Source organism: Arthrobacter sp. StoSoilB13 (assembly GCF_019977255.1).
Taxonomy (GTDB): Bacteria; Actinomycetota; Actinomycetes; order Actinomycetales; family Micrococcaceae; genus Arthrobacter.
In genome coordinates this window covers 257300-269176 of record NZ_AP024649.1, presented here as the reverse complement: position 1 = coordinate 269176, position 11877 = coordinate 257300, and the positions used below count along the sequence as shown (strand labels likewise).

At 60.4% G+C, this 11877-nt stretch carries 11 protein-coding genes and 3 pseudogenes; 9 read left to right on the top strand and 5 right to left on the bottom strand.

Annotation, left to right across the window (positions count from 1 at the left end):
* Window positions 1–26: 26 nt before the first annotated feature.
* Together ptsP and LDP01_RS19775 are read left to right on the top strand one after the other, a co-directional pair.
* Entirely contained in the window at window positions 27–1739 is a 1713-nt protein-coding gene (ptsP, locus tag LDP01_RS19780; RefSeq protein WP_224094786.1) for a phosphoenolpyruvate--protein phosphotransferase, read from the top strand.
* 35 nt (window positions 1740–1774) lie between these two features.
* Window positions 1775–2053 carry an HPr family phosphocarrier protein gene (locus LDP01_RS19775; RefSeq protein ID WP_223935423.1) on the top strand — a complete coding sequence of 93 codons (279 nt, stop codon included), beginning with the start codon at window positions 1775–1777 and terminating at the stop codon, window positions 2051–2053.
* Window positions 2054–2112: 59 nt separating this feature from the next.
* Here the strand turns inward: LDP01_RS19775 and LDP01_RS24015 are convergent.
* Both LDP01_RS24015 and LDP01_RS19765 read right to left on the bottom strand, forming a co-directional pair.
* Window positions 2113–3103, bottom strand: a pseudogene (locus LDP01_RS24015) (DNA topoisomerase IB).
* Between the two features lie 26 nt (window positions 3104–3129).
* Window positions 3130–3609 carry a Dps family protein gene (locus LDP01_RS19765; protein WP_224094784.1) on the bottom strand — a complete coding sequence of 160 codons (480 nt, stop codon included), beginning with the start codon at window positions 3607–3609 and terminating at the stop codon, window positions 3130–3132.
* A gap of 302 nt (window positions 3610–3911) precedes the next feature.
* Between LDP01_RS19765 and LDP01_RS19760 the strand changes: the two genes are divergently transcribed.
* Complete coding sequence (locus LDP01_RS19760) at window positions 3912–4082, top strand: hypothetical protein (protein WP_018778938.1); 171 nt, start codon at window positions 3912–3914, stop codon at window positions 4080–4082.
* Between the two features lie 191 nt (window positions 4083–4273).
* On the opposite strand, the gene LDP01_RS19755 is transcribed toward LDP01_RS19760, so the two are convergent.
* Window positions 4274–4540, bottom strand: coding sequence for a hypothetical protein (locus LDP01_RS19755; protein ID WP_224094781.1), 267 nt, complete (start codon window positions 4538–4540; stop codon window positions 4274–4276).
* A gap of 115 nt (window positions 4541–4655) precedes the next feature.
* Here LDP01_RS19755 and LDP01_RS19750 point away from each other — a divergent pair.
* Window positions 4656–5175 (top strand): annotated as a pseudogene (locus LDP01_RS19750) (DUF6328 family protein).
* 36 nt (window positions 5176–5211) lie between these two features.
* A complete protein-coding gene (locus LDP01_RS19745; RefSeq protein ID WP_224094779.1) occupies window positions 5212–5478 on the top strand; it encodes a DUF7218 family protein in 267 nt (88 codons plus the stop codon).
* A gap of 75 nt (window positions 5479–5553) precedes the next feature.
* Here LDP01_RS19745 and LDP01_RS19740 read toward each other — a convergent pair whose 3' ends face one another.
* Window positions 5554–6246 carry a FadR/GntR family transcriptional regulator gene (locus LDP01_RS19740; protein WP_224094777.1) on the bottom strand — a complete coding sequence of 231 codons (693 nt, stop codon included), beginning with the start codon at window positions 6244–6246 and terminating at the stop codon, window positions 5554–5556.
* Window positions 6247–6659: 413 nt separating this feature from the next.
* Between LDP01_RS19740 and LDP01_RS19735 the strand changes: the two genes are divergently transcribed.
* The 4 genes and pseudogenes from LDP01_RS19735 (at window position 6660) to LDP01_RS19720 (ending at window position 10886) form a co-directional block, all read left to right on the top strand.
* Window positions 6660–7709 (top strand): aminotransferase class V-fold PLP-dependent enzyme, encoded by a 1050-nt coding sequence (locus LDP01_RS19735; RefSeq protein WP_346658947.1) that lies wholly within the window; start codon window positions 6660–6662, stop codon window positions 7707–7709.
* Between the two features lie 84 nt (window positions 7710–7793).
* Window positions 7794–9075: pseudogene (locus tag LDP01_RS19730) on the top strand (ABC transporter substrate-binding protein).
* A 6-nt stretch (window positions 9076–9081) separates the two neighbouring features.
* Complete coding sequence (locus LDP01_RS19725; protein ID WP_224094774.1) at window positions 9082–10053, top strand: carbohydrate ABC transporter permease; 972 nt, start codon at window positions 9082–9084, stop codon at window positions 10051–10053.
* Window positions 10050–10886: a carbohydrate ABC transporter permease gene (locus tag LDP01_RS19720; protein ID WP_224094772.1), complete on the top strand. Its 837-nt coding sequence runs from the start codon at window positions 10050–10052 to the stop codon at window positions 10884–10886. Before LDP01_RS19725 ends, LDP01_RS19720 begins: the two co-directional genes overlap by 4 nt.
* A 91-nt stretch (window positions 10887–10977) precedes the next feature.
* Here the strand turns inward: LDP01_RS19720 and ku are convergent, their stop codons facing one another.
* Window positions 10978–11844, bottom strand: coding sequence for a non-homologous end joining protein Ku (ku, locus tag LDP01_RS19715; protein WP_224094770.1), 867 nt, complete (start codon window positions 11842–11844; stop codon window positions 10978–10980).
* Window positions 11845–11877: the final 33 nt, after the last annotated feature.

The following is an 11877-nucleotide window of genomic DNA, read 5'->3' as shown; positions in this document are numbered from 1 at the left end:
ACCCAAGCAATCAGAGGACCAGATACATGCAGACCTTCTCAGGCGTAGGCGTAGCTCCCGGGCGCGTCCTGGCACCGGTAAAGCAGATGCCGAAACCGATCCAGGAGCCGCACCCGAACGTCAACATTCCTGCCGACGTCACGGTTGAATCGCAGGGGCAGCGCATCAAGGACGCTGCCAAGGCGGTTCAGGCTGAACTGAGGGCCCGTGCGGCTACGGCCAACGGAGAAGGCAAGGAAGTCCTGGAAGCAACGGCTTTGATGGCCGCCGACCCCATGCTGGTGAAATCGGCCATCAAGCTGTTGTCTCCTGAGGCTCCAGGTGGTGCACGGACTGCTGAACGTGCAATCTGGGAGGCTGGTGGAACGGTGGCTGAGACCCTCAAGGGCCTGGGAGGGTACATGGCCGAGCGCGTGGCGGACGTCCTCGACGTCCGGGCACGCATAGTGTCTGAGCTCCGGGGCCTGCCGGCACCCGGGATCCCTGCCTCCGATGTACCGTTCATCCTGGCGGCTGAGGACCTGGCACCCGCTGATACTGCCACGCTGGACCCATCCAAGGTAGTCGCGCTGATTACCTCCAGCGGCGGGCCGCAGTCGCATACAGCCATCCTTGCCCGTGCTCTCGGCTTGCCCGCCGTTGTAGCCGCGCTGGGCGTGGACGAGATTGCGGATGGCACCGAGGTCTATGTGGACGGCGCCGCAGGCACCATCACAGTTGAGCCCGGTGAAGAACTGCGGTTGGCTGCCAAGGCGTGGGCCACCCAGGCTTCCACGCTGGCGGCCTTCAGCGGGAACAACACAATGGCCGACGGTTTCCGGGTGCCGTTGTTGGCAAACGTTGGCACGGGTGCGGATGCGGTCAAAGCGGCCGACGCCGGCGCCGAGGGCGTTGGACTTCTGCGAACGGAATTCTGCTTCCTGGATCGCGACGACGAACCCACTGTGGAGGAACAGATCGCGGCTTACGGAGCCGTCTTCGCAGCCTTCCCGGGTAAGAAAGTTGTGGTCAGGACCCTGGACGCGGGCGCGGACAAGCCGCTGCCGTTCCTCACCAACGCCGACGAACCGAACCCCGCACTCGGTGTCCGCGGATACCGTACGGACCTCACGTCCCCCGGTGTCCTTGAACGGCAGCTCGAGGCCATCGCCGCCGCCGAAGCAGCCAACAACGCCGAGGTCTGGGTCATGGCGCCCATGATCTCGACGGCGGACGAGGCCGCGCGGTTCGCCACGCTTTGCTCCGCCGCCGGGCTCAAAACCCCGGGTGTCATGGTGGAGGTTCCGTCGGCAGCGCTGACCGCCGCCACTATTCTGCGCGAAGTGAGCTTCGCGTCCCTTGGCACCAACGATCTCACGCAGTACGCCATGGCAGCAGACCGCCAGCTTGGGCCGCTCGCCACCCTGAACGATCCGTGGCAGCCTGCAGTTCTGCAGCTGGTCAAGCTAACGGCCGACGGCGCCGCGCAGGTCAGCGGCGAAAGCGGCACGGCCAAGCCGGTTGGCGTCTGCGGTGAGGCAGCAGCGGACCCGGCCCTCGCCGTCGTACTCGTTGGACTTGGCGTGGCGACGCTGTCGATGAGTGCCCGGGCGCTTGCCGCCGTCGCGACCGTGCTTGCCACTGTGACTGTTGCCCAGGCGCAACAGCTGGCAGCGATTGCCTTGACGGCCCCCAACGCAGCCGCGGCACGCAGCGCGGTCCGGGCCCAGCTTCCCATCCTGAACGAGCTCGGCCTCTAGACTTCCCCACAACCACCCACATCAAAGGAGCACCAATGCCTGAACGTACCGCCACCATCGCAAGCCGCGTCGGCCTCCACGCCCGCCCGGCAGCCATCTTCGCTGAAGCCGCAGGCGACCTTGACCTCGAGGTCACCATCGCCCGCGAAGGCGAGCCTGCCGATGACGCCATGGACGCAGCGAGCATCCTGTCCCTCATGAGCCTGGGCGCCTCCCACGGCGACGTCGTAGTGCTGCGTGCCGAAGGCGAAGGGGCAGAAGCAGCCCTGGACAGCCTGGTGAAGATCCTCGAAACGGACCACGACGCCGAGTAGGACCGCTAAACCCCTCAGCGACACGGAAAAGACCTGAAGACACCCGGATTTGGGTGGCTTCAGGCCTTTTTTGTGTCCTGGACCGGAATGCCCTGGCTCTGCTTGCCAATGAGGAAGGCTGCAATCGAGGCCTCAGTGGGCTTCACGTCCTGCAATTCCCCGGACAGATAGGCCTCCACGATCCTGGGATCCACGTAGGAAGTTCGCGCCACGGTGGGGGTGTTGCCCAGCAGTTGGGCAGCGTCCTTCATGGCCTTCACCAAAGCCTGGGGCCGCGTCATGGTGCCTTCGGACTTCAACAAGGAGAGGGCTGCCGCCGCGGTCCCCTTCCAGGTACGGAAATCCTTGGAGGTGTAGGCCGCTCCGGCTATTCCGCGGAGGTACTCGTTGATCATGGCAGCGTCCACCGAAACCCATGAACCATCGGACCGGTAGGCCAGCAAGCGTTCCTTGCCGGGGCCGGCGGGCCAGCGGCTCCAGGAAAGCTGCCAGCGCGGGATCCTGGATGGAGATGTCCCACCACTGCCCGCTCTTGCCCGGGAACTTCAGGCCCACGGCATTGTCCTTGATTCTCGCGTGCCGGCACCTGAGCGTGGTGAGTCCGTAGGAGCCGTTCTGACGCATGTAGCTTTCAGAGCCCACGCGGAGAGCGCCCAGATCCATGAGACGCACGGCTGCGGCCAGGGTCTGCTGCCTGGGAGACAAGGTGTCTTTCAAGTGCAGTGTGACAGTCCTGCGCACGCCAGGAAGCACCGAGCCCAATTCCGTGGCCCGCTGGAACTTCTCGGTGTCTTTACGTTCGCGCCACCGAGGGTGGTAGATGTATTGGCTTCGACCCGCCGCGTCCACCCCCGTGGCTTGGATGTGTCCATTGATGTCGGGACTGATCCACACCTCGGTCCACGCAGGCGGGATCGCCAGCGCATTAATGCGCTGGCGATCCTCTTGGCTTACCAGGCTCCCGTCGGGATACCTGTAACTGAACCCTTTGCCGGCCCTGCGGCGTTCAATACCGGGCTTGGAAAGGTCACTTCGCCGAAGCCTTGGCATTTTCAGTGATCGAGTTCAGGGGTGGGCTAGGCTTCGTCGGGATCCGTGACTGCGGCTCCCGCGCTCATGACCTCGGCGTTGATCATCCATACAAGCTGCTCCAGGCGGGCGATGAATTCGTGCAGCAGGTCCGCTGTTGTGGGATCTTCTTCGTCCACCTCGTCATGGACGTCCCGCATGGTCTGGACGGTCCGCTCCACACGCTCGGTGACCAGCTTGACTGCGTTCTTGGTGTTGACCAGCCCGCCGGGGAACTCTTCAAGGCGGGTGCCGGCGGAGATGGTCCCGCTCCGGCCATCGGGCAAGGCGTGAAGGGCCCTCATCCGTTCGGCGGTGTCATCCGCGAATTGACGGGTGGCCGCAACGAGTTCGTCCAGCTGGAGGTGGAGGTCACGGAAGTTCGGACCGACGATGTTCCAGTGCGCCTGCTTGCCCTGGAGCTGTAGCTCGATCAGGTCTGTCAGGACGATTTGAAGGTTGTCTGCAAGCTGCTGTGACGCTTTCATGTTTTCCTCTCCTTGGACGGTCGGTGCAAGCGAAAAACCCTGGTGTCGAATTCCTTCGATGTGGGTCATTCATCAAGTGGCGACTTCAATAACTCTTTCATAAGGTTGCTTAGTAGTACAATGAAGAGTGTTGCTGTTCACATCTGGCGAACTTCACCCCTCGGTGAGGGCCGGAAGTGGTAGAGATAAAAAGTACTTGGAGGCGGTGGAACGCTCCCAAGTAACCGTAGAAGTAAATAGGAATGCATAGTCAGGAATCCAAAGATTCTTTGCGGATTCCCCCAGAAAGGAATGTGCTGACCATGAACACGCTTCTGATCATTGCTGGTGTAGTTGCAATTGTCCTTCTCTTGGTGGGCGGCTTCTCGCAGGCCCTGAACTGGCTGCTGTGGGTAGGCGTGGTCCTCCTCGTTATCGCAGCTATCGGCTGGTTGCTCAGCTTCATGTCGGGCCGCAGGGGACACACGGTATAGAGCGCGCACCGCGACAATGACCCGCACCGGCCAAGGACTTTGGTCGGCCTGCCGATGAATACCGCGGAACGTGAGGACTGTCCCACTGCAGGCGAACTGCAAGCAGGGGCAGTCCTCCGGCGCATCCGGCACCCGGATACAGGCTCCGGAACGGGCGCTTTAGCCGCCATGTTCGCATGAAACGCAGTGTTTTACCCGCCCGTACTGGGAGGAGGTGCCACGTCAGGATCCCGCGGAGTAGGGAATTCGTCCGGCGACTCCGGAACAGGAGAAGTGTCCGGGTCTTCCGGAGTGGGCCTGCCCTCAGGTGGCTCCCCCGGTCCGGGAGGCGTACCCGGCGATGGCCGCTCGGGTGTTTCACGCTCCGATCCCTGTCCTGGCAGTTCCTGCTCAGGCGTTGGTGTGCCATAGCCGCCGGCAGCGTCTTCAGGGTCAACGCGGTGTTCGTCCTGACTCATTTCTTCCTCCTTGGAAATCCTTTGAGGCCCCAAAAATTGTTCGAGGAATGCTGACAGTTCGACCGTAGTCCGGTGTAGTGTCGGCGTCCACCAATAGCTATCTGGAGGTGTACGAATGGTAGAGCCGGAGCAGGTTCCCAGGACCGGCAGGAACGAATCCGTTGAAGAACGGATGGACCGCAACTGGATGGAGCTGATCCAGGAACTGCGGGTGCTCCAGACCGGCGTCCAGATCCTGGGAGGCTTCCTGCTGACCTTGCCCTTCCAAGCGCGCTTTGAGCACCTGGACGAGTGGCAACGCGGACTCTACCTCTTCAATGTCATGGCAGCGGCCCCTGACAACTGCTTTGATCCTTCTTCCGGTCAGCGTGCATCGCCGCCTTTTCCGCCGGGGACTCAAAGCCACTCTCGTCTCCAGCGCCGATGCCATCACCAAATGGGCCTTGGGCGGCGTAGCCATCCTGATTGTGGGTTCGGCCACCCTGGTCTTCGATGTCACCGCCGGCCGAACAGCAGCCCTGATTGCCGGTGGCTTCATCGTCCTGGTCCTGCTGCTACTCGTTGTGGGCATGCCCATATGGCTGCAGCGGCGGGCCCTGCAAAACGGGAACGGCAAGAGCGGAAATGCACCGTGAGCAAAAGGCACATCAATACGCGAAAGGAAGCGCACCATGCCTGGAAAGAAGAATTCGAGTCTGAAGGACCCGAAGCTATATGAAGAACTCCGCGACGAGGGCGCGTCCAAGGAAAAAGCGGCCCGCGTATCCAATGCTGCGGCCAAACAGGGACGCAAGGAAGTAGGCCGCAAGGGAGGCAAGTCCGGCGACTACGACGATTGGACCGTGGACAAACTGAAGTCCCGCGCCAAGGAACTCGGAATCAAGGGATACTCCGGCAAGAAGAAGTCCGAGATCATTTCAATGCTGCGGAACCACTGATATTCAACAAGAAAACAGTGTAGGCCGTTCATTATCACGGGCCGACGCTGCTTCCTCATTAGTCGGTGAGCCGTATTAGTCGGTGAGCCGCGGGGCGGGCCGTAACCTTTTGAGCCAGGTTTCAGTCTGCGCAATGTGTGCTGCCATCGCAGTCGCAGCCAAAGTGGGGTTTCGCTGGGCAATCGCCTCCAGGATCGCAGCGTGGCCGGCCGTGCTCCCCTCACGAACAGTGGTGCCCTCGTCGCCGTCGAAAATATGGAAGTGGCCCCCACGCGAGCGGAAAAGGCGAACTAAGCCGGCCAGAGTGGCGTTACCGCTGGCCCGGCAGATTTCCTCGTGGAACTGCGAGTCCAGTTCAGAATATTCGGAAGGGTCGTCCGTGCTTTCCATGCCGGCCACCAGTGCCGTCAGGGTAGCCAAGGCGGCAGGTGTTGCATTTGCGGCGGCTGCGGAAGCAGCGTGCGACTCCATCAATCGTCGGATCTCGAAGAGCTCCAAAAGGCCGTCCAAGGGAAGCAAGTCGACCAGCAGCGCGAAGTTCTGAAGGATGACCGTGGGTTCCAAAGAGGAGATATAGGTCCCTGAACCGTGCCGCGACTCCATGATTCCGAGTGCTGACATGGCGCGGACAGCTTCCCGCAGGGAGCTCCGTGAGACTCCAAGCTGGGCGCACAGCTCCGCTTCGGGAGGGCATTTCTGCCCGGGCAGCAGTTCGCCGGAGGCGATCTTGTTTCGCAGGCCCTGCATGGCCGTTTCTACTGCACTCAATTAGCCGCCTCCTCCAGACTCGGTCCACGCTACAGCACCTGCGCAGGTGTGTAGTGATATGACATCTTGTCAGACTTCACATTGCAAGACATCTTATCTCTTACTGCAAGTCGTGGCTGTTTTGCGCATAGATTCGCGGATTTGCGGAAAGTCATCTTATGTCTTTGGAAAGTTGTCTGTTGTCTTGGCCGAACGTGTGAGGTAACTTACAGACAGTCCCGCCTCTCCGAGCAAGAAGGCCTCTGTGTACACAGCCAGCAACCTCACGGCTCCCCGTCCCATGATGACACCGGACGGCGAGCCTTCCTCCTCCGACTGGAGCCTCACTCCCACCAAGGTCCACCTGAATCACGGCTCATACGGTTCCGTTCCTCGCGCGGCGCAGGAATTCCAGCTGGAGCTCAAGGGCCCGCATGGAAGCAAACCCTTGTACGTGGTTCATGGGGCAGTACGACGCGGTGGCGGCAGCGCGTACGGAAGTTGCCGCATTCCTCGGCGTCGATGCCGCGCATATGGCACTGGTCCAGAATGCCAGCGCCGGGGTCAGTGCCGTTTATAACTCACTGGAGTTTGCACCTGGCTCAGAAATCGTGATGACGAACCACGCCTACGGAGCCGTACTGCACGGGGCTTACCGGGTGGCCCGGAGACACGGCGCTCGGGTCCGAATCGCGGAAGTGCCGCTGGATGCGGATGCCGTGACCGCAATCGCCCTTGTCATGGCAGAAGTCAGCAACAAGACGGCCCTAATCGTCGTGGACCAAATCACCTCGGCAACAGCCCGGGCATTTCCCGTAGAGGCCATCGCCGAGGCAGCATCTGCCATGGGTATTCCCGTGCTCGTGGACGGAGCGCATGCGCCGGGGATCCTGGAATCGCCCGTGCCCGACTTTGACGGGTTCTGGGTTGGCAATCTGCACAAGTTTGCTTGCGCTCCGAGGGGTACGGCCGCCCTCGTCGCCCGTGGTGCACATGCCAGCAAGCTAACCCCGCTCATTGACTCGTGGGGCTTTCCCCACAGCTTCCCGGAGAACTTCGATCACGTCGGAACCCAGGATGTTACGTCCTGGATGGCCGCACGCACGTCGTTCGACACCATCGCGCAACGGTACGGCTGGGGAACTTTTCGCAGCTACGCCAATGCCCTCTGCGACTACGGCGAGTCCCTTATTGGCCATGCCTTTGCCGACTTCACAGGGCAGGACCACACAGTAGACGTCGGCATGCCGGTTGGGCCGCTGCGCTTGATCCGCTTGCCGCATGGCCTTGCCACTTCGCACGAGGATTCGCACACTGTGCGGGCTTTCATCTCGGACGAGTTGGACATCGAAACAGCGGTGACCACCTATGACGGTGAGGGCTTCCTGCGACTTTCCGCCCACCTCTATAACTCGCCCACGGACTTCGAGATTTTCGCCGCGAAAGCCGTACCTGAACTTGTGCGGCTCGCCCGATCCCTCTAGACAGCACCACCTGCGCCGCGCAACCGGCGCACGGATTGCCCACCTCAACCAAATCAACGGAGGACCCACGTGAAATCCAGAATAATGGCGTCTGCTGCAGCAGGCCTGGCGGCTGTTCTTGCACTTGCCGGATGCGGCGGCGGCCAGAATGCTGCCGATGGCAAAGTCACCTTGAAGATGGTGGAGAGCTTGACCAATCCCACCAGGACAGAGACCCTGAAGAAGCTGATTTCAGGCTTCGAGCGTGAAAACCCGGACATCAAAGTCGACCTCATTTCGCCTCCCACCGATCAGGCTGATCAGAAGATCCAACAGATGCTCCAGTCCGGCAAGGGGATCGACGTCGTGGAAGCGCGTGACATCACGGTGGGATCCTTCGGAGCCAACAATTGGCTCTATGACATGACCAAGGACCTGGACGGCTGGGATGGCTGGAACAACCTGACGGAAAACGCGGTCACGTACTCCAAGCAGAACGGCAAAACCTACTACATCCCTTACGGCTTCTACGGTCTTTCCCTGTTCTACCGCTCCGACCTCGTCAAGGACGCCGGGTTCGACGGTCCTCCCAGCAGCTGGTCAGAGATGGCGGAACAGGCCGCAGCCCTGAACAAGCCATCTGAGAACAAGTTCGGATATGCGTTCCGCGGGGGCACCAATGCAAACTCCAACGCCGTGGCCATCATTGAGGCCTATGTAGCTGACGAGATCGACCGTGAGAACGCCTTCAAGCTCACGAGTGGCAAAACGATCTTCTCGTCCCCCAAGGCCCCAGGAGGCGATGGACCTCTACATCGACCTCTTCAAGAAGGGATCACCGCCGTCGTCCGTGGCATGGGGCTACCCGGAGATGGTCCAGGGCTTCAGCAACGGCTCCACAGCCTTCCTGCTGCAGGACCCGGAGGTCATCGCCACGGTCAAGGAATCGAAGTCCATCAAGGAAGACCAGTGGAACGTTGCTCCCCTGCTGGTGGGCCCGGACGGTAAAGCAGTGCAGCCGGTAGCCTCCGCTGGCTGGGGTATCGCGGAGTCGTCAAAATCCAAGCCGGAGGCAGTCAAGCTCATCAAGTACTTGGCGCAGGGAGACGCCGCCACCACCTTCAGCAAGGACAACAGCCTCGTCCCCATCCTGAAATCCGCAGCACAGGACAGCTTCTACAGCACCGGTCCCTGGGCTGCCTACGTCAAGATGACCGAGAACCCGGCCACGTACGTCTCCGCGATCCAGCCCCGCAGTGTGTCGTGGTGGACGGAGTGGATCAAGAAGTCCGACGGCGAACTGCAGCGGGTGCTCACGGGGCAGATGTCCACGGCCGAGCTGCTGGCAAGCTGGGACACGTATTGGACCGAAAAGATGAAGGGATAGCTTCCGGTGAGTCTCGACGTCAAGCGGGCCACACCCCCACCATTGGGTCGGAAGACCGAAAAGCCGGATCCCAGTAATCGAACTCTGTCCAAACGACGGTTCAGCGCCCGTACGGCTTTTACCTTGCTGGCCTTCCTGGCACCGGCCGCCTTGTTCGTAGGGGTATTCACGTACTACCCCATGATCTCCGGGAGCCAGATGGCGTTCCGGAACTGGAACCTGAACGACCTTTCGGACACATCCTGGGTTGGTTTTGCCAATTTCCAGAGCCTGTTCGATGCTCCTGAATTCGGGACAATCGTCCGCAACACTGTGGTGTGGGTTGTTGGCTCGCTGGTTCCCCAAGTGGTGATTGGTTTCGCGGTGGCGCTGTTCCTGAAGCGGCGGTTCAGGATGCGTGGAGCCTACCAGGCGATGATCTTCTTCCCGTGGGCTGTATCCGGCTTCCTCATCGGGATGCTTTTCCGGTGGATGTTCAATGCCGAATTTGGAGTGGTCAATGACCTGTTGATGAAGGCGGGGCTCATTAGCTCGCCGATTCCGTGGCTGTCCGATCCCGGCTTCGCCATGACGGCAATCATCATTGCCAACATCTGGTACGGCGTCACGTTCTTTGCCATCATGATCCTCGCCGCCCTGCAGTCGGTGTCCGACGAAATGTACGAGGCCGCTGCCTTGGATGGCGCCGGAAAGGTTAGGACGTTCTTAAGTATCACGCTGCCGAGCATCGCAACTACTTTGGCACTTACCATCCTTTTACGGGTGATCTGGATCTTCAACTTTCCGGACATCATCTTTGCCATGACCGGCGGTGGACCGGCCGATCAAACCCACATCATCACCACCTACATGATCAAAATTACGCAGGAGGGTGACTACGGAAAAGCGTCCGCGCTCGGCTTGATCGTGGTGCTCACCCTGGTGCTGTTCGCTGCCTTCTATCTCATGGCTGTCCGCTTTCGAAAGGGAGCCCGATGATCAACACTCCGACGCTCGCAGGCAGGATTTCCAAGGTTGTTTTCCTGGGGTTGTGCCTGGTCGCCACCGTTTTCCCGTTGTACTGGATCGTGGTGACGTCCCTGAAGGAGCCGGGGGCCATCTATTCGCTGCCACTGGATTACTGGCCGCGGCAATTGTCCTTGGACAACTACATCGGGCTCTTCACGAAGTCCGACTTTGGCCAGTACATGCTCAACAGCCTGGTGGTTGCGCTGGTAGCCGCCTCGGTGGCAACACTGATTTCGCTGCTCTCCGCTTACGTTCTGGCGCGATTCCATTTCTCCGGACGCGGTGCCGTGCTGGGGGCGTTCCTGGTGACGCAGATGATTCCCGGATTTATTGCCCTGGGTCCCCTCTACCTCATGATGACCGACTTCGGACTCGTGGATTCCAAGACCGGGCTGATCCTGATCTATATCGCGATCTGCATTCCGTTCTGCACCATCATGCTCCGTGGCTTTTTCGAGAATGTTCCTGACGCTTTGGAGGAAGCCGCCATGATTGACGGCTGCTCCAGGCTGAGTGCGCTCTTCAGGGTCATTGTTCCCGTGATGCTGCCCGGCATCGCAGCGAGTTTCGTCTTCAACTTCGTCAATTGCTGGAATGAATTGTTCTTGTCCGTGACCCTGATGAACAGCGACAGCAACAAGACCATTCCGACGGCGTTGGCCGGCTTTATCTCCAGTTTCAACATTGATTGGGGTTCCATGTCGGCCGCTGCGGTTCTGACGGTGGTTCCAACGCTGGTGATCTTCGCCTTCGCCAGTAAGTTCATCGTCCAGGGACTCACGGCGGGTTCAGTCAAAGGCTGACGCAAACGCACCCAAACTGGGTCGCAGTTGTGCGCGTTTAGGGCGCCCTAAACGCGCTCAGCTGCGACCCAGTTGGGAGCCCGACGCCGGGTCACGCCTTTTTCTTGGCCCGCGTCTTTGGCTTGCTGGCAGTTTTGCTGGCGGCAGCGTCGTCGTCGGCCGCTTTTTCCTTGCCGCGTTTCTTGTCCAAGCTCCGTTTCAGCGCCTCCATGAGATCGATGACGTCGCCGCCTTCCCCTTCGCCTTCCGTGACGCCGAACGTGGCCTCCGTATCCAGTGCTTCGCCCTTTTCGAGCTTGGCCTCGATCAACGTTCGGAGCTGCACCTGGTAGTCGTCGGTGTATTCTTCGGGGTCGAAGTCGTGGGCCATGGAATCCACCAGGGCGGAGGACATTTCCAGTTCCTTATCGGAGATCTTGATGTCCGTCTCAAGCGAGGGGAACTTGGCCTCCCGTACTTCATCGCCCCAGAGCAGGGCCTGCAGAAGGAGTACGTCCCCGCGTACGCGCAAGGCTCCGAGCCGTGTCTTCTGCCGCAGGGCGTACTGGACAATTGCAATCCTGTCCGTGTCCTCAAGTGTCTGCCGCAGCAGCATATAGGCTTTGGGGGATTTGGAATCCGGCTCCAGGAAATAACTGCGCTCGTACATGATCGGGTCCAGTTGCTCGGCAGGGATGAATTCCACTACCTCAATTTCGCGGCTGTTCTCTTCCGGCAAGGACTTCAATTCGGCCGCGGTGAGAACAACTGTGCGGCCTTCCTCTTCGTAGGCCTTGTCGATATCTTCGTAAGCAACAACTTCGCCGCAAATTTCACACTTCCGCTGGTACCGGATGCGTCCCCCGTCCTTATTGTGGACTTGGTGAAGGCCAATATCGTGGTCCTCCGTGGCGCTGTAAAGCTTCACTGGTACGTTGACCAGACCGAACGCGATAGATCCCTTCCATATGGCCCTCATGCACCCAGTCAACAGCACAAGACAGCAGAGGAG

What these genes read in the sequence shown, in the direction of transcription:
- ptsP (WP_224094786.1), top strand. Translation starts at nt 27, where the DNA reads ATGCAGACCTTCTCAGGCGTAGGCGTAGCTCCCGGGCGCGTCCTGGCA.
- LDP01_RS19775 (WP_223935423.1), top strand. Translation starts at nt 1,775, where the DNA reads ATGCCTGAACGTACCGCCACCATCGCAAGCCGCGTCGGCCTCCACGCC.
- LDP01_RS19765 (WP_224094784.1), bottom strand. Translation starts at nt 3,609, where the DNA reads ATGAAAGCGTCACAGCAGCTTGCAGACAACCTTCAAATCGTCCTGACA.
- LDP01_RS19760 (WP_018778938.1), top strand. Translation starts at nt 3,912, where the DNA reads ATGAACACGCTTCTGATCATTGCTGGTGTAGTTGCAATTGTCCTTCTC.
- LDP01_RS19755 (WP_224094781.1), bottom strand. Translation starts at nt 4,540, where the DNA reads ATGAGTCAGGACGAACACCGCGTTGACCCTGAAGACGCTGCCGGCGGC.
- LDP01_RS19745 (WP_224094779.1), top strand. Translation starts at nt 5,212, where the DNA reads ATGCCTGGAAAGAAGAATTCGAGTCTGAAGGACCCGAAGCTATATGAA.
- LDP01_RS19735 (WP_346658947.1), top strand. Translation starts at nt 6,660, where the DNA reads ATGGAAGCAAACCCTTGTACGTGGTTCATGGGGCAGTACGACGCGGTG.
- LDP01_RS19720 (WP_224094772.1), top strand. Translation starts at nt 10,050, where the DNA reads ATGATCAACACTCCGACGCTCGCAGGCAGGATTTCCAAGGTTGTTTTC.
- ku (WP_224094770.1), bottom strand. Translation starts at nt 11,844, where the DNA reads ATGAGGGCCATATGGAAGGGATCTATCGCGTTCGGTCTGGTCAACGTA.